Source organism: Nonomuraea endophytica, assembly GCF_014203235.1.
Classification (GTDB): Bacteria; Actinomycetota; Actinomycetes; order Streptosporangiales; family Streptosporangiaceae; genus Nonomuraea; species Nonomuraea endophytica.
Genome location: NZ_JACHIN010000005.1, coordinates 134,322 through 152,595, shown reverse-complemented (window position 1 = coordinate 152,595; position 18,274 = coordinate 134,322). Strand labels below are relative to the sequence as shown.

The following is an 18,274-nucleotide window of genomic DNA, read 5'->3' as shown; positions in this document are numbered from 1 at the left end:
TATCGGCCATCCGAAAACCCGGCGTCACCCGGAGGCGTGGTCCAGCGGCAGTTCGACGGTGATCGTCAGCCCGCCCTCCTCCCGGGGCCGCGCGGTGACGGTCCCCCCGTGGGCCTCCGCGATCACGCGCACGATCGACAACCCCAGCCCGCTGCCCCGATCGGAACGCAGCCGGTCCCCGTGCAGCCGCCGGAACGGCTCGAAGATGGACTCCAGCTCGTACGGCGGCACCGGCAGCCCGGTGTTGGCCACCACCAGCTCCACCTGCGCGGCCCGTTCCCGCGTCGTCACCCACACCTCGCCCTGCGGATGGTTGTGGCGGACCGCGTTCTCGACGAGGTTCTGCACGAGCCGCTCGACCAGCACCGCCTCGCCGCTGGTCGGCGCGGTGTCCAGCAGCCGGTGGATGCTCACCTCGGCCTTGGCGGCCTCGACGGCCACCTGGTCGAGCACGTGCTCGGCCACGTCCATCAGGTCGAACGGCCGCCGGTCCAGCAGCGCCCGCTCGCCCTCGGCCAGCGCGAGCAGCCCGTCGATGAGCCGCTCGTGCCGGGTGTTGACCAGCAGCAGCGACTCGCCGAGCCGCTTGACGTCCTCGGTGGCGTCGGGACGGCGCACGGCCACGTCGACGAGGGTCCTGTTGATGGTCAGCGGGGTGCGCAGCTCGTGGGAGGCGTTGGCGACGAAGCGCCGCTGGCCGTCGAAGGAGCGGGCCAGGCGGACGAGCATGGTGTCGAAGGTCCCGGCCAGTTCGGCGACCTCGTCGCGGGGGCCCTCGTAGCCGATGCGCTCGGTGAAGTCGTGGCTCTGGGCGACCCGGCGGGCGTTCTCGGTCATCGCCCTCACCGGGCGCATCGCCCAGGAGGCGGCCCGCCAGCCGACCAGGAACGCCAGCCCGGTCCCCGCCGCCACGGAGGCCAGCCCGATCAGGCGGACGTTGGCGAGCGTGTCGTGCCGGTAGACGGTCTGGATCTGCATGGCCCGCGCGCGGGCGATCTCGTAGGGGGCGGTGAAACGTTCGAAGGTGCCGTAGCCGTACTCCGTGGGCACGTTGACCGAGATGCTGGCCGGCGTCATGAGGCCGGAGCGGTAGGAGAGGCTGTGCTGCACGACGAAGTAGACGGCGGCCAGCACGACGGCGCCCAGCACGAGGAACACCCCCGCGCAGGCGACGGAGAAGCGCAGGCGCACGCTCATGGGATGCGGTACCCCGCTCCCGGCACGGTCTCGATGACCTGCGGCTCGCCGAGCTTCTTGCGCAGCTTCATCATCGTGGTCCGCACGGTGTTGGTGAACGGGTCGATGTGCTCGTCCCACACCTTCTCCAGCAGGTCCTCCGCCGACACGACGGCGCCCTTGGCCCGCAGCAGCTCGGCGAGCACGCCGAACTCCTTGCGCGCCAGCGGCACGTACCGTCCGTCGCGGAAGACCTGGCGGTGCGCCCAGTCGAGCCGCACGCCCGCCCGGTCCAGCATCGGCGGGTCGGCGGGCCGGGCCCGGCGGCCCAGGGCGTGCACCCTGGCGACCAGTTCCTCGAACGCGAACGGCTTCGGCAGGTAGTCGTCTGCCCCCAGCGACAGCCCCGCCACCCGCGCCCTGATGTCGCTCGCGGCCGTCAGCATGAGGACGCGCACCAGCGCCCCGTCGGCGACGACCCGCTTGCACACCTCGTCCCCGTGCACGAGCGGCAGGTCACGGTCGAGGACGAGCACGTCGTAGGCGTTCACCGACAGCCGCTCCAGCGCCGACTCCCCGTCGTAGGCGACGTCCACGGCCAGCGCCTCGGCGCGCAGCCCCTCCGCGATCGAGTCGGCGAGCATGCGCTCGTCCTCGGCGATCAGCACTCGCACTCTTCCCCCAAATGATCTTAAACTCCCGTAAGTCTGGTGATTCTCACATAACCTCCGCGTAACCAGATCACGTGACGCCGAGGCTACCTCCGGGGCGGTGGGCTACCCGCCCGTGACCACCCTGACCTCGACACACCGGCTCTTCCTGGTCGTCCTCGCTCTGGCGGCGGCGTTGCGCGTGCTCGTCATGCTGGCCTACGACACCGCCCAGCTCTATTGGTACGACTCCTTCACCTATCTCGACACCGCCCTGCGCATGCGCCCGCAAGGGGCCTTCCATCCGGCCGGGTACTCCTGGTTCCTGTGGCTGCTGCGCCCCTTCCACAGCGTCGAACTGGTCGCCGCCGTCCAGCACACCATGGGTCTCGGCATCGCCACGATGATCTACCTGCTCCTGCGCCGCCGCGGCCTGCCCGGCTGGGCCGCGACACCGGCCGCCGTGCCCGTGCTGTTCGACACCGGGTTCCTGCGCCTGGAGCACGCCGTGCTCTCCGACCTGCAGGTGATCTTCCTGACGATCGGCGCGATCACCGTCCTGCTGTGGCGCGAGCGCGTGGCGCCCGGCGCCGCCGCCGCGGCCGGCCTCATGCTCGCCCTGGCCGGGCTGACCCGCACGGCCGCCGTCCCCCTGATCGGGCTGGGGCTGCTCTTCCTCCTGGTACGGCGGACGCCATGGCGCACCGTCGCCGCCATGGCCGCCACGGCTCTGGTGCCCCTGGTGCTGTACGCCGGATGGTACGCCCAGCACCACGGCCGCTTCGCCCTCAGCGGCTCCGACGGCGTGGCCCTGTGGGCCAGGACGATGACCTTCGCCGACTGCGCCAAGATCCGCCCACCGGAAGACCTGGCCCCGCTCTGCCCGAACACCGTCCGCCTGGACGCCGCCTCCGAGTATGTCTGGGACCCCGGCGCCTCCCTGAACCTCCTCGGCGACCGCTTCGCCCACAACGACCGCGCCCGCCGCTTCGCCGTGGCCGCGATCACCGCCCAGCCCCTCGACTACCTCCGCGAAGTCGCCAAGGACACCTCACTGGCCTTCGCCTGGACGCCGATCGCGCACCCGAAACGTGTCTCGGTGCCCGACGGCGCCTTCCCCACCGGCGTCTGGAGCCTGCCCGACCACCCCCTGGTCGCCCAGGCCCGCGCCGCCTACGACCCCGGCATCCGCGCCCAGCGCTCCGTCGAACCCTTCGCCGGCCTCCTGGCCCGCTACCGCTGGCCCTGGCTCCTGCACGGCGGCCCCTTCTTCGCCCTGCTCCTGCTGACCGGCCTGTCCGGCCTGGCCCGCCTGCGCCGCCCGGCCCGCCACGAGGCCGTGGACGGCGCGCGGGCCGAGGCAGCCGCCCGCGCCGGCGGTGACGCGCTGCTGCCGTGGGCGGCGGCCGTCTTCCTGCTGGTGGCGCCGGTCGCCGCGCTCGACTTCGACCACCGCTACGTGCTCCCCGCCATCCCGCTGGCCTGCGTGGCGGCCGCGCTGGCGCTGAACAGCCTCCGCCCATCTCTGCCAAAGGCCGCGAAATCGCCGTAGTATCCGGACAAAACCAGCATTTGGGGGCGCCAGTTGCCGGTACAGCCTGTGAGTGTGGTCATCGATCCAGCGGTCTCCGCCGAGACGGCAGGACTCCTGCGTGCGAACGCTCACCTGCTGTCCAGGATCCGCTTAGGCTGGCGGCCCGAGCCCGTCGTGACCGAGCGCCCGCGCAGAAACCCGTCGAGCCTGCTCCTGCTGATGGCCACGCCGCCCATGATCGCGCTGGTGGCCGTGCTGCTGGAGTCCCGCGTGGCCCCCGCCGGCTTCGTGGTGCTGGGCGCGTTCGTGGTGCTGGTCCTGGTCAGGATGGCGGCCATCAACGAGAGCCCGCCTGACGCCAGGGTCCACGAGCGGGTCGTCTTCGAGCAGGCCCGCTGGAACGAGGGCCGCTACCTGCTGCCCGAGGACTTCGACACCGAGGCGCGGGCGATCCTGGCCCGCGCGCAGGAGGCCATCGGCACCGTCCTGCGCTCCCACGTCAACGCCGAGGGCCTGCTCGACGACATCCGCAACGCCGTCATGCTGCCCGCCCAGGAGTGGGAGATCGCCCGGCTGCTGGCCAAGCTCTCCTCGCTGCGCACCGAGCACCGGGCGCTGCTCGGCCGGGGGGTCGCGCCGGAGGTGGCCGAGGTGGTCGCGCCGCTGGAACGTGCCCTCGACTCCAGCGAGGCCGCCGTGCTGGCGCGCGTCGAGGCATTGGAGGGGTACGCGGGCCACGTGGCCGAGGCCGAGGCGGCCTACCATGCCCGCGGCCAGATCGAGGAACTCAGGGCCAGGCTGCCCCGCTACGAGGAACTGCTGGCCGAGTCGGGGGCGGACGCGCTGGCCGTGCCCGAGATTGAGCGGCTGGCCGAGGACGCCGGCCACCTTGAGCGAGCCTTACGGCGAAGCGTGACTTCCGCACACGAGGCGTTTCGCCATCTCGAAGGCTGACATTAGGACAGAACGTTACATAGGATCATTTGCGTGTCCGGGCGTCAGGCGAAAGTGGTTGTCGATCCAACCGTTCCCGACCAGGCGGCGGAGCTGTTACGGCAGCACCGCAAGCTTCTCGTCCGCATGCGCGGCGGCTGGGCGCCACCGCACAAACGGCGCAGCGTGGCGGCGCGCATCACCTACAAGATCATTCTGATCGCGATGGCGTCCTGTGCGACCGTGGCCGCGCTGGCCTTCTTCCGCGCCGCCCACTACACCACGTTCGCGTTCATCATGACCGGCGTCTCCTTCCTCATCCTGGCCTCCCTGCTCAAGCCCAACCCCGACGCCGAGGTGGAGAAACAGCTCGACTCCGAGCTCGACGTCTACGAGTGCGCGCGGAAGTATCAAGGCCGGTTCGTGCTGCGGGAGGATCTCGACGAGGCGGCCAGGGCGTTGATGTTGCGGGCGCACTGCGCGATCGACGCTGTCACCGAGTCGCGGGTGAACGCGGAGGGGCTGCTGGACGGGGCGCGTAACGCGGTCATGTTGCCCGCGCAGGAGTGGGAGATCGCCCGGCTGCTGTCAAAACTGTCGGGGTTGCGTTCGGAACATCGCGAGGTGATGTCGGAGGGTGTCACGCCGGAGGTTCTGGCGGTCTCCGTGCCGCTGTCCCGAGTGCTGGAGAGCAGCGAGCGGGCGGTGATCGACCGGGTCGAGGCGCTGGAACGTTACGCGGGGCACGTGCGCGACGCCGAGCGCGCCTACCGTGCGCGCAGCCAGATCGAACGGCTGACCGCCAAGCTGCCCCGCTACGAGGAACTGCTGGCCGAGTCGGGCGCCGACGGGCAGGCGGTGCCCGAGCTGACCGAGCTCGCCGACGACGCCGGCCGGCTGGAGCAGGCCCTGCGCGACAGTGTCAGCTCGGCGCACGAGGCGTTCCGGCATCTGGAAAGATAAGCCGATGGCCGATGTCATCGTGGATCCCGACGTGCCGGACCATGACGCTCACCTGTTACGCCGCCACGGGCCCCTGCTGGCCAGGATCCGCCGCGGATGGGTGCCACCCCCGCGCACCGACGCGAGCCCGGCCCACAAGCAGAAGCTGCAGCTCGGCCTGTCGGCGGCGCTCGCCGTCCTGCTGATCATCACCGTCGTCAACTCCGGCTTCGACGGCTTCGGGTTCGTGCTCGGCATCACCACCGTGATCATCTTCATGACCGGGATCGTCCGGCGCGACATCGACCCCGTCGAAGACGAGCGCGAGGCCAACCTGCGGGAGGTCTTCGAACACGCCCGCTGGTACGAAGGCCGCTTCATCCTCCTCGGCGACCTCGACGAGTCCTCCCAGCGGCTGCTGGGCAGGGCGGGCCGGGCGGTCCAGGCCGTGCTCGCCTCCCGGGTCAACGCCGAGGGCCTGCTCGACGACGTGCGCAACGCCGTCATGCTGCCGGCCGAGGAGTGGGAGGTCGCCCGGCTGCTGGCCAAGCTCTCCTCCCTGCGCGCCCAGCACCACAGGACGGTGTCGAACGGCCTCGCGCCCGAGGTGCAGGCGGTCGCGGCGCCGCTGGCCAGGGCGCTCGACATCAGCGAGGCGGCCGTCGTGGCCCGGGTCGAAGCGCTGGAGCGCTACGCCGACCACGTGGCCGAGGCCGAGCGGGCCTTCCACGCCCACCACCAGATCGAGGAGCTGCGGGAGCGGCTGCCCCAGTACGAGGAGCTGGTGGCCGAGTCGGGGGCGGACGGCTTCGCCGTACCGGAGCTCGATCGGCTGGCGGGCGACGCGGACCTGCTGGAACAGGCGCTGAGGCGGAGCGTCCGCTCCGCCCACGAGGCCTTCCGCCACCTCGACCCCCAGGACCAGAAGCACCTCGCCCCCGCCGAAGACGACACCCCGCAAGACGACACCCCGCAAGGCGACACCCCGCCCGACGACACCCCGCCCGATGACACGCCGCACGGGGGCACGTGGCCGGGCGATCCCCGCGAGCGGGACACCAGACCAGGCGACACCGGGCCGGGCGACACCAGGCCCGGCGGCTGAGGGCTCAGCCTCTGCCGGAGCTCGCGGCGGCCTGCAGCAGCACGTCGGCCAGCGCGTCGGCGGCGTCCACGCGGCCGAGCTTGCGCGCCGCCTCCGCCATCGCCGCCCGCAGCGCCGGGTCGGCCAGCATCGGCATCAGCTCGGCCAGCAGCATCTCGGCCGACGGCCGCGGCTCCAGCAGCGCCCGCGCAGCCCCGGACGAGGCCAGGTAGGAGGCGTTCTTGCGCTGCTCGTCGCCGCCGGTCGGGATCAGCGGGACGAGCACCGACGGCTTGCCCACGGCGGTCAGCTCAGAGACGGTGCCCGCGCCGCTGCGCGCCACCACCACGTCGGCGGCGGCGAACAGGTCGGGCAGCTCCGCGCCGACATAGGGCACGGGGTGGTAGCGGTCGGCCAGCTCGGGAGGCAGGGGCACGGCCCGCATGTGCTCGATCCACGCCGGGCCGCACTGGTGCACGATCTGCGCGTGCCGCAGCAGCACCGGCAGACTCTCGGAGATCAGCGTGTTGATCTGCTTGCTGCCCTGGGCGCCGCCGGTCACGTAGATGAGCGGCACCTCGAAGGTGAGCCCGAAGTGGTCGTAGGCGGCGGCCCGGTCGCCGCGCAGCAGCTCGGGGCGGATCGGGTTGCCGGTCACGACCGCCTTGGCGCGGGCGGAGGCGGGCAGGTAGTCCAGCGACGACTCGTGCGACAGCGCGATGCGGGTGGCGAGCCTGGACAGGATGCGGTTGGCCAGGCCGACCACGGTCGTCTGCTCGTGCATGACCAGCGGGCGGCGGATCAGCTTGGCCGCCACCCCGATCGGCACCGCGACGTAGCCGCCGGTCGACAGCACCACGTCGGGCAGGTACCTGGCGGCGTGCCCGACCGCCTGCGCGACGCCCACGGGGATGCGGAAGACGTCGGCGATATTGGTGCCCAGCTCGCGCAGGTTGGGACGGCGGCGCAGCTTGCCCGTCGTGATCGCCTTGAACGGGATGCCGTGCTCGGCGGTGATCCTGGCCTCCAGGCCGTTGGCGGTGCCCACCCAGAGCACGTCGTGCGGCAACTGCCGCCGTTGCACCGCGCCCAGGGTGGTGAGGGCCGGGTACGTGTGACCGCCGGTGCCGCCGCCGGTGATCAGGAGTCGCAGGGTTCGTGCCATGCGATCAGAGTATTGCCGCACAGCGGAAACCGGTGTGCCCAGTTGAGGAGTCGGGCGTGTTCATGGTGCGCGCGGCGACCCGGTAGCGGTTGCAGTAGGAGTCGTGGCACATGTACGAACCCCCGCGAACGACCTTAGCGTCGCCGACCTCCGGACCTGTGGGATTTTCCGCGAAATCCCGCCACGAGGTGCCCCACCAGTCGGCCGTCCACTCCCAGACGTTGCCGGAGACGTTATAGAGACCGTAACCATTCGGCTGGAAGGACTTCACCGGCACGGTGCCCTTGCCGGGCGCGCCGGGGAAGGGCCCTTCCCAGATGTTGCACCGGCGGCGTCCCTTCGGTGAGAGCTCGTCCCCCCACGGGTACTTCGCCCGTTCCAGCCCGCCGCGTGCCGCCTTCTCCCATTCGGCCTCGGTCGGCAGCCGCTTGCCGGCCCAGGTGGCGTAGGCGTGGGCGTCGTTCCACGACACGTGCACGACCGGATGGTTCTGCCGGTCGCCGACCGCCGACCCGGGGCCCTCCGGCGTCCGCCAGGCGGCCCCCTCGACACCGGCCCACCAGGGCGCCTGCGGCACCGAGGCGTCCATGATCCCGCCGGTGGCGAAGGGCCGGAACACGAACGACCAGCCGATGCTCTCCGCCTCGGTGACGTACCCGGTCTCCTTCACGAACGTCGCGAACTGCGCGTTGGTCACACACACCGGATCGATGAGGAAGGCGTCCACCCGCACCTCCCGCACGGGCCCCTCGCCGTCCCCGGGCCGCCCGTCGGCGTCGTCGCCGCCCATCAGGAACGGCCCGCCCGGCACCCGCGCCATCCCGCGCGGCGCCTGCCGCCTGGGCGTCACCTCGATCTGGTACGGCACCGCCCCAGCATCCCTGCTGGGCCCGCAGCACGACTCCACCTGCACCCCTTCGCCCGTCCGGCGTTTCCTAGGCAGGGTAGCCAACGCGTAAGCCGCATATCACCCGCTCCCCACGGACCGGGCCCCGAGACGGGCGGGAGATCAGGGACGGGAGCGAGACACGAGACGATCACGCTCCCACGTGCGCGGGGTACTTCGCACTCCGCTTCGCCGCGAGGCCGCATGGACCGGTAGCGTTCCTGCCATGCGACTCGGCGTTCTGGACATCGGCTCCAATACCGTCCATCTCCTCGTCGTGGACGCCCACCGCGGCGCGCGTCCCATCCCCGCCTACTCCCACAAGGAGGAGCTGCGCCTGTCGGAGCACCTGGAGAAGGGCGACACGCTCTCCTCCAGAGGCGTCGAACGGCTCGGCGCCTTCGTCGAAGAAGCGCTCCAGATCGCCGAGGACAAGGGCGTGGAGGACTTCCTGGCCTTCGCCACCTCCGCCGTCCGCGACGCCTCCAACGGCGAGCAGGTGCTCTCCGAGATCGACGCGAGCTGTGGCGTCAACATCCAGATGCTCACCGGCCAGGACGAGGCGAGGCTCACGTTCCTGGCCGTGCGCCGCTGGTTCGGCTGGTCATCGGGCCGGCTGCTGGCCTTCGACATCGGCGGCGGCTCGCTGGAGCTGGCCGCGGGGGTGGACGAGGAGCCGGACGTGGCCGTCTCGCTCCCGCTGGGCGCCGGGCGGCTGACCCGTGACTGGTTCACCGGCGACCCGCCGCCCGCCGCCGAGGTGCGCAAGCTCCGCAGGCACGTGCGCGCCGAGATCGCCCGCACGGTCGGCGACATCGTCCGCTTCGGCCAGCCCGACCGCGCGGTGGCCACCTCCAAGACGTTCAAGCAGCTGGCCAGGCTGGCCGGCGGCGCCCCCTCCAGCGACGGCCCTTACGTCTCCCGCTCGCTGACCAGGGAGGCGCTGGCCGACTGGACGGTCAAGCTCACCACGATGGACGCCGCCGCCCGCCGCCAGCTGCCCGGCGTCTCCGAGGGCCGGGCGATGCAGCTGGCCGCGGGAGCGATCGTGGCCGACGCCACGATGGACCTGTTCGAGGTGGACCGGCTGGAGGTCTGCCCGTGGGCGCTGCGCGAGGGCGTCATCCTGCGCCGTCTGGACCTTCTCCCGAGCCGTGTGGTCCGCACCACATGAACGCATAAATCGCGCTATATCGGGCAGGGCATGGTCCCATGTTGACGATGCTCGGCATGGCCGCCTCCCTGACAATCACCCTCCTGCTGTGCTTCCTGGCCGTCCTGGTCATCTCCGCGGTCACCCTCGTCGTCCTCGGCGTGCTGGCCAGACCCCGCTAAAAGGTCACATGGACAGGCCGGCGGCTCCGGCCTCGAAGCGCAGCCGCTTCTCCAGCGACACGACCGCGCCGTTCTCGCGGCGGTTGGTGAAACGCACGTCATCGGCGAGCGCGCGCATGATGAGCAGCCCCCGCCCGCTCTCCGCGCTCTCCTTGGGCTCGCGGACCTGGTGGGGGTCGAATCCGCCGCCGGTGTCCACGACCCTGATCACACACAGGTCGTCGTGGACGCCGGCGGTCACCATGTACTCGTCGCTCGGCGCGGCGTGCCGTACCACGTTGGTGCAGGCCTCGCTCAGCATGAGCTCGATGTCGTCCCTGATCTGGGGGACGACGCCGAGCGATCGGAGCGTGCCGTCGAACATCTGACGGATGAGCGGCACGCTCGCGGCGTCTCTGGGCAGTCTCAGCGCGATGGTCGCCTCCATGGGCGCACCATGCCCGAAACGCCACCGGTTATGCGTCCCTAAGACTCCAGCAGGCTGATCGCGACCTCCACGGTCGCCTTCCTGCGCTCCTCCGGGCCGGCGTCCACGCCCTGGGTCAGCCACATGCCCGCGTGCAGACTGAAGATCGCCAGCGAGCGCCTGATCCTGGTGGTCAGCGGGTCGCCGGGCTCGACGAGCTCGCCGACCACCTCCAGCATCTTCTCCCGCATCCGCAGGATCTTCGGGTGCTCGCGCAGGGCCGTCTGGTTGCGTTCGAGGAAGCGGGCAAGCTCGGCCTGGCGCGGCTGGTCGAGGCGCTCGGCGTAGCGCACGACGAGCTCGCGGCGGGTCTCGGGCGTGCGGGGCTGGGCCCGCAGCCACTCCAGCAGCTCCTCGATCTCGGCGACACGGTCGTCCGCCAGGCTCGCGACGATGTCGTCCTTCGTCTTGAAGTGGTAGTAGAGCGCGGCCTTGGTGACGCCGAGCTCCTCGGCGATCTCGCGCAGAGAGGTCGCCTCATAGCCCTGCTCGGTGAAGAGCCTGAGGGCGATCTGCTGGATCCGCGATCGGGTGTCTTCCCGCAATGTGCACCTATTTCGAAGGATTAGTACGTAGTCTAGTCTAAGCTTGCCGGTCGGCAAGTAAGTAAGATCCAAAACTGGGGGTGGAATCGTGGAAAGACGGCGCGAAGTCATGGTCGTCCTCCCTGGCCTGATGCTCGCGATGGTCCTGGCGATGCTCGACAACATGATCGTGGGTACGGCGATGCCGCGCATCGTCGGCGAGCTGGGCGGCGTCACCCATCTGTCCTGGGTCGTCACCGCGTACGTGCTGGGCACCACCGTCTCCACGCCGATCTGGGGGAAGATCGGCGACCTGTACGGACGCAAGACCATCTTCATGGTCTCCATCGTCATCTTCATGATCGGCTCGGTGCTGTGCGGCATGGCCGGGTCCGAGCTGCTCGGCGGCCCCGAGGGCGGCATGATGGAGCTCATCGCCTTCCGCGCGATCCAGGGCCTGGGCGCCGGCGGCCTCATGGTCAACGTCATGGCCATCATCGGCGATCTCGTCCCGCCCCGCGAGCGCGGCCAGTACCAGGGCATCACCGCGGGCGTCATGTCGCTGGCGATGATCGCCGGCCCGCTGGTCGGCGGCTTCATCACCGACCACCTCGACTGGCGCTGGGCCTTCTACGTGAACCTGCCCGTCGGCGGCGTCGCCCTCGCCTGGCTCGCGATCAAGCTCAAGCTGCCCAAGCACGTCAACCAGGTGCGCATCGACTGGCTGGGCGCGATCCTGCTGTCGATCAGCATCACCGCGATGGTGCTCGTCACCGCCTGGGGCGGCAGCCAGTACGCCTGGACCTCCCCGCAGATCCTCGGCCTGGGCGCGCTGGCCGTCGTGACGCTGGCCGCGTTCATCCCGATCGAGCGCCGCGCCGCCGAGCCGATCATGCCGCTGCAGCTCTTCCGCAACCGCAACTTCACGCTGATCTCGGCCATCGGCTTCCTGCTGGGCTTCGCGATGTTCGGCGCGATCAACTTCCTGCCGCTCTACCAGCAGACCGTCCAGGGCGCCTCGGCCACCAACTCCGGCCTGCTCCTGCTGCCGATGATGGGCGCCGCGATGGTCGTCTCGATCTTCGTCGGCAAGGCCATCACCGTCACCGGCAAGTACAAGCTCTACCCGATCCTCGGCGGCGTCGGCATGGCGCTCGGCATGTGGCTGCTCTCGCTCATGGGCGTGGGCACCCCGGAGTGGCAGACCGCCCTGTTCATCGGCGTGCTCGGCGTCGGCATGGGCTTCCTCATGCAGACCACGATGCTCATCGCCCAGAACAGCGTCGAGCAGCGTGACCTCGGCGTCGCCTCCAGCACCTCGACGTTCTTCCGCTCCATCGGCGGCTCGTTCGGCGTCTCGGTGTTCGGCGCGATCTTCAACAACCACCTGCTGTCCGGGATGACCGAGCGCCTCGGCGCGCAGGAGGCCGCGCGGCTGGCGGGTGGCGGAGGCCGCCTGGACCCGGCGACGCTGGCCGCCATGGCGCCAAGTCAGCGCAGCGGAGTGCTGGAGTCGCTGGCCGGGGCGACCTCCAACATCTTCTGGTGGGCCATTCCGTTCGCGGTCGCCGTACCGCTGCTGGCGTTGTTCATCAAGGAGATCCCGCTGCGGGGCGGCACGCCCGAGCCCGCCCAGGAGGAGGCCGAGCAGTCGCTCAAGGGAGCCTGAACAACTGGTCGAGCGCGGTCACCTTGAGCAGCCTGCGCAGGTGCGGGCTGACCGCGACCAGCCGCAGCGCCGCGCCCTCCGACTCCGCCTGCTGGTGGAGCCGGACGAGCGCGGCCAGGCCGGAGGAGTCGATGAAGGAGATCCCGGCCAGGTCCAGGTCGAGACGGTGGTAGCCGGGCTCGAACACCAGCCCGGAGAGTTTTGCCGCAGTGTCGAAGGCGAGGTCGCCGGTCAGCGAGATCCTGACGGTGCCCGGGGCGGGGGTGGCGACCTCGACGCGCAGCGGGGTCTTGTCGAGCACGCCTCCACCCTACGACGGCGGGAAAATCGGAGGCGGAAAACCCGATAGATCGGGACAATATCCTGCATGAACACCCATCGGATTCGGCGCCCGCAGGTCGAGGACGCCGCCGCCATCCACGACCTCGTCTCCGCCTGCGACCTGGCGGTGCTCGGCCACGTCGACACCACGCTCGAGGACATCGCCGACGAACTGGTCGAGCCCGAGTTCGACCGCGACACCGACGGCTGGCTGGCGGAGGACTCCGATGGGCGCCCGGTCGGCTGGGCATGGGCCTGCCGCAAGGGCGACAGCGACAACGTCGACGTGGAAGTCCTCGTACGGCCCGGCACCGAAGGCCTGTCAGCGGGCCTCTGGGCGCTGGTGCTCGGCCGGGCCAAGGAGATCGCCGCCGAGCTCGGACACAGCGGCGCCACCGTCGACATCGGCGTCTACCGCGCCGACGAGGGCAAGCGGGCCGAGGCCGAGGCGAAGGGCTTCCAGCCCGCCACCAGCTTCCACCGCATGCGCATCGACTTCACCGCCCCGCCCGCGCCCCCGGAACCCCTGCCCGGCCTCACCCTGCACACCGGCGAGGACGAGGAGGTACGCCGCCAGGCCCACCTCGTCCACCAGGAAGGCTTCGCCGACCATTTCGGCTTCATCAAGGTCGACTACGACGCCTGGTACGAGCGGCGCACGGCCCAGAGCGTCAACGACTGGTCGCAGCTCATCGTGGCCAGGGTGGACGGCGAGCCCGCCGCCATGCTCCACGCCAACAACGCCTTCGTCCCCGACGAGGACTGCGGCTACGTCGGCACGCTGGCCACCCTGCCCGCCTACCGGGGCCGGGGCCTGGGCCGCCACCTGCTGCTGCGGGCGTTCGCCGCCGACGCGGCCCGCGGCAGGAAGGGCACGATCCTGCACGTCGACTCCAACAACACCACCCCGGCGCTCGGCCTCTACACCTCGGCGGGCATGCGCCCGGTCATGGTCATCGACGTGTGGCGCCGAAGGGTCTAGCGTTCAGGCCTGTACCCGGTGGGCGGACAGGTGCTCCAGCACCGACTGGTTGGCCTCCCACCCGTCGGGGAACTTCACCGGCACGCCCAGCTGCACCGGCTCGGCCGACGGGTGGGCGTCCAGGAGTTCGGCGATGCCCGCCCGCGCCACCACCACGCACGCGTGCCGATGCCGCGAGGCCAGCACGCACAGCCGTCCCGACTCCAGGTGGAAGGCGGTCGCGTCACGCCGCCCCGACAGCGGGTGCAGCACGATCGTCACGTCGTACTCGCGGCCCTGCAGCCGGTTGGCGGTGTCCACGGTGATCTCCGGCGGCAGCCCGGCGTTCCTGATGGCCGCCACCTGGTCGCGGTGGGCCGCGCCGACCGCGATGCGCTCGGCCGTCACCGGCCGCTCGCCCTGCTCAGAGCTCGCCACCGCGCCCCGCTGCAGCAGCCGCGCCGCCAGCAGCGCCACCGCCTGCACGGCCTCGCCGTCGGTACGGACCGTGTGCCGGTTGGGCAGCTCCAGCAGCGACCACCCCGAGCGCGCCGCCTCCTCCAGCGCCCGGTCGTGCACGGTCCCGAGCCCGCCGGTGCTCAGCTCCAGCTGACGCTCGCCGGAACCGGTGCCCGAGGTGAAGCCGGTGAACGGATAGAAGGCCCGCGAGACCACCGGCGCCGCCGAGGCCGGCAGCCGCCAGGAGACCGGCAGCCGGTGCACCGGCAGGTCGTCGTTGTGGCGCAGCAGCACCGACACCGCGCTCTGCAGCGGATCCCACGACAGCCCCGACCAGCGGTCCGCCTCCACGATCGAGAACGGGTCGAGCTGGCCGGGATCGCCCACGAACAGCGCCCGCTCGAACAGCCCCGCGATGCGCAGCAGCTTGTCCGAGCGCATCTGGTACGCCTCGTCCACGATCGCCCACGGCCAGGTGCGCCCGGAGATCCACGCCCACTTGTCGGAGGTGGCCAGGACGATGTCCGGGTCGCCCAGGTCCTGGATGCGGGTGCCGACGGTGACGCCGGGAAGCTCCAGCAGCCGGCGCGGCGCCACGTACCCGCTGGCCGACAGCCGGCCCACGGTCAGGTCGGGGTGCTTGTCGCTGATGCGGGTGACCAGGTCGTCGACCTGCTCGTTGGTCTGCGCCACGATCATCAGCGGCTCGCCCGTCGCCGCGATGTGCGCCGCGGCCCGCACCACGAGCGTCGACTTGCCCGCGCCGGGCGGGGAGTCGACCACCACGCCGCGGTGCTTGGGCAGGTCGGCCAGGACGTTCCTGATGACCTCCTCGGGGCTCACTCCCACGCCTCCCTGGCGTCGTCGTCGTTCGGCACGTACTCCAGCGGCGGGCCGCCGTGCGTCCACGGCGTCGCCTCGGGCTCGGGCAGCGTCGCGGCGCCCTGGAAGTCGTCGGTCAGCGTGGTGTAGCAGACTCGCTCGCCGACCTCGGGGACCGAGCCCGGGGCCGGCGTCTTGCCCCTGCCCATCCCCTTGGTGATCTTCAGGGTGACCAGGCCGCCGGCCGCCTCGACCAGCTCGGCGCCCTGGCCCTTGCGCTGCGGGGTGCCGAGGGCGCTGCCGGGCGGCAGCCGTACCGGATCGTCGGTCTTGACCACCACGAGCGGGCGCAGCTTGCGCGAGCGGCCCTCGCCCTCGAAGTTGTCCGGCTCGGTCTGCACCACCTCGCCGGCGAACGCCTCGCCCGACAGCCGGTGGTCGGCCATGATCAGCGGGTCGTCGTAGGCGCGCTGCACGTCGTAGGAGGCCTGGGCGCGCTCCATGCGCGACAGGCGGGAGGCGGCGGCGACCGCGCCGTCGCGGCGGGCCTGCGGCGGGCCGCCCTCGGCGAGCTGGGTGGCGAAGCCGCTGTAGGAGCCGCGGTCCAGCTCCCAGCGCTGCGCCACGCTCGCGCCCTCGGGCAGCGTCCGCAGCAGGTCGGCGGCCTGCCACATCAGCCGCCACGTGGGCTCCAGCTGGGTGCGCAGCGCCTCGGTGATGCGCTCGGCCGAGCCGTTCTCGATCGCGGGCGCGAGCACCTCGGAGTCGAAGCCGGGGTCGGTGGCGGGTCCGGCGGGCGGCCAGACCAGCGGGTCCTCGGCCTCGTCGGAGGGGCGCCCCTCGACCCACGCCATCAGGGCGGCCAGGTTGGCGTCCTCCAGCGCGCTCTGCCCGCTGGCCCAGTGGCGGCTCAGCTCCTCGGTCACGGCCAGCGTCAGCGACGAGCCCGGGTAGGCGGCGCGCTCGGCCAGGTACGTCAGCCAGCGGCCCAGCAGCGGCACGCCCTCCGGCACCGGGTAGGGGCCGTCGGTGCGGCGAAAGCGGGTCGAACGGCCCAGCAGCGCGGTGAACGCCACGCCCGCGCGGTTGGGCAGCAACAACTGCGGCGCGTCGAGCGCGCGCTCGTAGGGGTCGGCGTTCTTGCGCTCGACCGTCTCGGTGTCGGCCAGGAAGCTCTCCAGGTACGGCAGCAGCAGCCCGGCCAGATCCGCGGTGAAGGCGAAGCGCAGGTCGCGGTTGCGCGGCTGGGCCACCACGAGCAGCTGGGGCGCCTGCCGGTCGGTGCCGAACATCGCGGCCAGCGGCGCGGCGGCCTCGCCGGACAGCTTCAACGGGATGAACACCATCGGCCGGTCGGACAGATGGCAGTGCCGCACGGTCGCGATCGGCTGCGCCCGCCCCTCCTGCAGGGCGCGCAGCTTGGCCAGGGACGTCAGGAGACTCATGCGAGGCAGTCCTGGCGCAGCCGCTCGGCGCCGCGCAGCAGGCGGGCGATCTCCTCCTGCCCCTCGCGCGGGGCACGGGTGCCGTCGGCCAGGCCGAGCGCCTCCTCGACGCTGGCCACACCGCCCAGCTCGTCGCGGACGTTGCGGCCGAGAAGGTCGGACGCACCCTCCTCGCGGGCCTCGTTCCGGCAGAAGAAGCACAGGTCGCAGGTGGACAGGCAGTCGGGCGCGTAGCGGGCGGTCACTCCGCGCAGCGCGTCGGCGAGGTCGGCGGCGCGGCGCAGCGGCAGGCCGTCCTCGCCCGGCTCCAGGTCGAAGGTGAGCCCTTCCGGCAGCTCCTCCAGCAGCCGGTCGAGCGTGGTCATCCTGGTCAGCTGCCTGCGTAGCACCGCGAGCTGCCTGCGCACGTCCACCAGTTTCGCGACCGGGCGGTTGGCGAAGTTCTCGGGGCAGACCAGGACCACGTCGTGGGAGACGGTCAGCGGGTCGTGGCCGAGCTCCTCCAGCATCGTGCGCAGCGCCAGCACGTAAACGGCCGCCTGCCGCGCGGCCGCCGCCACCGCGGCCGGGTCGGCCTGGCCGTCCACGATCGCGAACGACTTGATCTCCACGATGTGGAAGCGGCCCTCCAGCTGGAAGGCGACCACGTCCGGCTCCAGGTAGGCGGTGTGGCCGGCGATGTCCAGGCTCAGCAGCGGGTGGTCGTAGAGCGTGCCCGCGTCGTGCTCGCCCCTGGCCGCCCGCTCGAACAACGCGCGGGTGTGGGCGTGGCGCAGGTGCGCGCCCACGTTCTCCACGTCGTGGTAGGCGACCTCGGCGATCGGCAGCTCCAGCAGCTCGCGCAGCATCCGCAGCAGCTCGGCGCAGCCGTCGGACTTGACCAGGGCCTCGAACTGGTTGCCGCGGGTGATCGCGAACGGCGACTGCCCGAACGGCGCGGGAAAGCCCAGATGCCGCGCGGCCGCGTCCTTGTCCACCCCCGCGCCGTCCATGAGCGCCCGGCGCGCGCAACCCGGATTCGCGGCCAGCGCCGCGATGGCCCGGGCGTCGTGCGGTTTCGGCGGTGTCGTCCCCCGCAGCGCGTCGATCCGTCTCACGCCGTGATCCCTTCCTTGCCGAGGGCGCCGACGTTGGCGGCGCTCAGGAGCGCGGCGCCGAACAGCCGCGCGGGGTCGTCCAGTTGCTCGCGCGCGCGGGCCGCCAGCTCGGCCCGGTCGCGGGTGTCCCGATCAAGGTGTACGGCCAGCTCCGCCAGCGCCATCTCGGCCACGCGGCCGGGATCGACGTCCTTGCCCAGCTCGACCAGCTCGCCGCCGGGGATGTTGCGCCCCATCCTGGCCACCAGCCGCAGCGACTCCGGTGACGGGCCCGCGCTGCGCTGGATGTGCTGGGCCACCGCCGCCGCGCAGGTCAGGAAGTCGACCCTCGGGCTCAGCGGTCCCACCACCCGGCGCTCCAGCGGCCAGGCGCTCAGCGTGAGCAGGCCCCGGGCGGGGGAGAGGCGGTCGGTCAGGGCAGCGCACAGATAGTACGGCCGGCCGTACGGGCTGGAGCGGAAGGAACGTTCCTCGTCGCGGCGGATGCTGGTGAGCTGCGCCGAACGCAGCCCGCCGGAGAAGAACGCCTCGCTGACGGCCACGATCAGCCGGGGCTGGGCGGGGGCGCCGAGCGCGTCGAGCGCCTGGTGCACCCGCTCGCGCACGGTCGTGGCGCCGGCCCGCTTGCCGCCCGGGGTCTGGACGGGGGAGCTGACCAGGGAGTCCCAGGTGCGTTCCGCGGCGCGCAGGTCGGCGCGCAGGGCCCGGGCGGTGACCGCGTCACGGGCGCGCATGGCGCGGCGCACCCCGGCGCGGAGTTCGTCGATGCGCCTCTCCAGCTGGTCCAGCCGGTCACTCATGGCGC

At 71.8% G+C, this 18,274-nt stretch carries 19 protein-coding genes; 8 read left to right on the top strand and 11 right to left on the bottom strand.

The window, feature by feature from the left end:
* Positions 1 to 24: 24 nt before the first annotated feature.
* Positions 25 to 1,197: a sensor histidine kinase gene (locus HNR40_RS19685; RefSeq protein WP_184963322.1), complete on the bottom strand. Its 1,173-nt coding sequence runs from the start codon at positions 1,195 to 1,197 to the stop codon at positions 25 to 27.
* Positions 1,194 to 1,850 (bottom strand): response regulator transcription factor, encoded by a 657-nt coding sequence (locus HNR40_RS19680; RefSeq protein ID WP_184963320.1) that lies wholly within the window; start codon positions 1,848 to 1,850, stop codon positions 1,194 to 1,196. The genes HNR40_RS19685 and HNR40_RS19680 overlap by 4 nt, the downstream gene beginning before the upstream one ends.
* A gap of 112 nt (positions 1,851 to 1,962) precedes the next feature.
* On the opposite strand from HNR40_RS19680, the gene HNR40_RS19675 reads away from it, so the two are divergent.
* Genes HNR40_RS19675 through HNR40_RS19660 form a run of 4 tightly spaced genes read left to right on the top strand, consistent with a single transcriptional unit; the run spans position 1,963 to position 6,340 of the window.
* Positions 1,963 to 3,378, top strand: a complete 1,416-nt coding sequence (locus tag HNR40_RS19675) for a hypothetical protein (RefSeq protein ID WP_184963318.1) — start codon at positions 1,963 to 1,965, stop codon at positions 3,376 to 3,378.
* Positions 3,379 to 3,432: 54 nt separating this feature from the next.
* The gene (locus HNR40_RS19670) at positions 3,433 to 4,314 is read left to right on the top strand and encodes a hypothetical protein (RefSeq protein ID WP_184963316.1); all 882 of its coding nucleotides are present in this window, start codon (positions 3,433 to 3,435) and stop codon (positions 4,312 to 4,314) included.
* 33 nt (positions 4,315 to 4,347) lie between these two features.
* The gene (locus tag HNR40_RS19665) at positions 4,348 to 5,256 is read left to right on the top strand and encodes a hypothetical protein (RefSeq protein WP_312896429.1); all 909 of its coding nucleotides are present in this window, start codon (positions 4,348 to 4,350) and stop codon (positions 5,254 to 5,256) included.
* Positions 5,257 to 5,260: 4 nt separating this feature from the next.
* Positions 5,261 to 6,340: a hypothetical protein gene (locus HNR40_RS19660; RefSeq protein ID WP_184963314.1), complete on the top strand. Its 1,080-nt coding sequence runs from the start codon at positions 5,261 to 5,263 to the stop codon at positions 6,338 to 6,340.
* Positions 6,341 to 6,344: 4 nt separating this feature from the next.
* Here the strand turns inward: HNR40_RS19660 and HNR40_RS19655 are convergent, their stop codons facing one another.
* The gene (locus HNR40_RS19655; RefSeq protein WP_184963312.1) at positions 6,345 to 7,484 is read right to left on the bottom strand and encodes a UDP-N-acetylglucosamine--N-acetylmuramyl-(pentapeptide) pyrophosphoryl-undecaprenol N-acetylglucosamine transferase; all 1,140 of its coding nucleotides are present in this window, start codon (positions 7,482 to 7,484) and stop codon (positions 6,345 to 6,347) included.
* Positions 7,485 to 7,488: 4 nt separating this feature from the next.
* Positions 7,489 to 8,304: a formylglycine-generating enzyme family protein gene (locus tag HNR40_RS19650; protein ID WP_184964158.1), complete on the bottom strand. Its 816-nt coding sequence runs from the start codon at positions 8,302 to 8,304 to the stop codon at positions 7,489 to 7,491.
* Between the two features lie 292 nt (positions 8,305 to 8,596).
* Here HNR40_RS19650 and HNR40_RS19645 point away from each other — a divergent pair, with 292 nt between their 5' ends.
* Both HNR40_RS19645 and HNR40_RS56390 read left to right on the top strand, forming a co-directional pair.
* Complete coding sequence (locus HNR40_RS19645; protein ID WP_184963310.1) at positions 8,597 to 9,544, top strand: Ppx/GppA family phosphatase; 948 nt, start codon at positions 8,597 to 8,599, stop codon at positions 9,542 to 9,544.
* A 38-nt stretch (positions 9,545 to 9,582) separates the two neighbouring features.
* On the top strand, positions 9,583 to 9,705 hold the full coding sequence (locus HNR40_RS56390; RefSeq protein WP_281395424.1) for a hypothetical protein: 123 nt from the start codon (positions 9,583 to 9,585) through the stop codon (positions 9,703 to 9,705).
* A 4-nt stretch (positions 9,706 to 9,709) separates the two neighbouring features.
* On the opposite strand, the gene HNR40_RS19640 is transcribed toward HNR40_RS56390, so the two are convergent.
* Together HNR40_RS19640 and HNR40_RS56385 are read right to left on the bottom strand one after the other, a co-directional pair.
* A complete protein-coding gene (locus HNR40_RS19640) occupies positions 9,710 to 10,132 on the bottom strand; it encodes an ATP-binding protein (RefSeq protein WP_184963308.1) in 423 nt (140 codons plus the stop codon).
* 38 nt (positions 10,133 to 10,170) lie between these two features.
* Positions 10,171 to 10,716 (bottom strand): TetR/AcrR family transcriptional regulator, encoded by a 546-nt coding sequence (locus HNR40_RS56385; protein WP_281395423.1) that lies wholly within the window; start codon positions 10,714 to 10,716, stop codon positions 10,171 to 10,173.
* An 88-nt stretch (positions 10,717 to 10,804) separates the two neighbouring features.
* Here HNR40_RS56385 and HNR40_RS19630 point away from each other — a divergent pair, with 88 nt between their 5' ends.
* A complete protein-coding gene (locus HNR40_RS19630) occupies positions 10,805 to 12,364 on the top strand; it encodes an MDR family MFS transporter (protein ID WP_312896427.1) in 1,560 nt (519 codons plus the stop codon).
* On the opposite strand, the gene HNR40_RS54715 is transcribed toward HNR40_RS19630, so the two are convergent.
* Positions 12,351 to 12,665 carry an STAS domain-containing protein gene (locus HNR40_RS54715; protein WP_184963302.1) on the bottom strand — a complete coding sequence of 105 codons (315 nt, stop codon included), beginning with the start codon at positions 12,663 to 12,665 and terminating at the stop codon, positions 12,351 to 12,353. The two genes, HNR40_RS19630 and HNR40_RS54715, sit on opposite strands and share 14 nt — an antisense overlap.
* A gap of 66 nt (positions 12,666 to 12,731) precedes the next feature.
* Between HNR40_RS54715 and HNR40_RS19620 the strand changes: the two genes are divergently transcribed.
* Complete coding sequence (locus HNR40_RS19620) at positions 12,732 to 13,667, top strand: GNAT family N-acetyltransferase (RefSeq protein ID WP_184963300.1); 936 nt, start codon at positions 12,732 to 12,734, stop codon at positions 13,665 to 13,667.
* Positions 13,668 to 13,670: 3 nt separating this feature from the next.
* Here HNR40_RS19620 and HNR40_RS19615 read toward each other — a convergent pair whose 3' ends face one another.
* From HNR40_RS19615 to HNR40_RS19600, 4 genes are read right to left on the bottom strand one after another with little or no spacing between them, the layout of a single operon-like run.
* Positions 13,671 to 14,948, bottom strand: a complete 1,278-nt coding sequence (locus HNR40_RS19615) for an AAA family ATPase (protein WP_312896426.1) — start codon at positions 14,946 to 14,948, stop codon at positions 13,671 to 13,673.
* Positions 14,945 to 16,372: a hypothetical protein gene (locus HNR40_RS19610; RefSeq protein ID WP_184963296.1), complete on the bottom strand. Its 1,428-nt coding sequence runs from the start codon at positions 16,370 to 16,372 to the stop codon at positions 14,945 to 14,947. Before HNR40_RS19610 ends, HNR40_RS19615 begins: the two co-directional genes overlap by 4 nt.
* Positions 16,369 to 17,469 carry a hypothetical protein gene (locus HNR40_RS19605; RefSeq protein ID WP_184963294.1) on the bottom strand — a complete coding sequence of 367 codons (1,101 nt, stop codon included), beginning with the start codon at positions 17,467 to 17,469 and terminating at the stop codon, positions 16,369 to 16,371. Before HNR40_RS19605 ends, HNR40_RS19610 begins: the two co-directional genes overlap by 4 nt.
* The gene (locus HNR40_RS19600) at positions 17,466 to 18,269 is read right to left on the bottom strand and encodes a hypothetical protein (protein ID WP_184963293.1); all 804 of its coding nucleotides are present in this window, start codon (positions 18,267 to 18,269) and stop codon (positions 17,466 to 17,468) included. The genes HNR40_RS19605 and HNR40_RS19600 overlap by 4 nt, the downstream gene beginning before the upstream one ends.
* Positions 18,270 to 18,274: the final 5 nt, after the last annotated feature.

Coding starts and splice junctions, on each gene's coding strand:
- HNR40_RS19655 (WP_184963312.1), bottom strand. CDS start 7,484: ATGGCACGAACCCTGCGACTCCTGATCACCGGCGGCGGCACCGGCGGT.
- HNR40_RS19620 (WP_184963300.1), top strand. CDS start 12,732: ATGAACACCCATCGGATTCGGCGCCCGCAGGTCGAGGACGCCGCCGCC.
- HNR40_RS19685 (WP_184963322.1), bottom strand. CDS start 1,197: ATGAGCGTGCGCCTGCGCTTCTCCGTCGCCTGCGCGGGGGTGTTCCTC.
- HNR40_RS19660 (WP_184963314.1), top strand. CDS start 5,261: ATGGCCGATGTCATCGTGGATCCCGACGTGCCGGACCATGACGCTCAC.
- HNR40_RS56390 (WP_281395424.1), top strand. CDS start 9,583: ATGTTGACGATGCTCGGCATGGCCGCCTCCCTGACAATCACCCTCCTG.
- HNR40_RS19650 (WP_184964158.1), bottom strand. CDS start 8,304: ATGGCGCGGGTGCCGGGCGGGCCGTTCCTGATGGGCGGCGACGACGCC.
- HNR40_RS19645 (WP_184963310.1), top strand. CDS start 8,597: ATGCGACTCGGCGTTCTGGACATCGGCTCCAATACCGTCCATCTCCTC.
- HNR40_RS19610 (WP_184963296.1), bottom strand. CDS start 16,372: ATGAGTCTCCTGACGTCCCTGGCCAAGCTGCGCGCCCTGCAGGAGGGG.
- HNR40_RS19640 (WP_184963308.1), bottom strand. CDS start 10,132: ATGGAGGCGACCATCGCGCTGAGACTGCCCAGAGACGCCGCGAGCGTG.
- HNR40_RS19600 (WP_184963293.1), bottom strand. CDS start 18,269: ATGAGTGACCGGCTGGACCAGCTGGAGAGGCGCATCGACGAACTCCGC.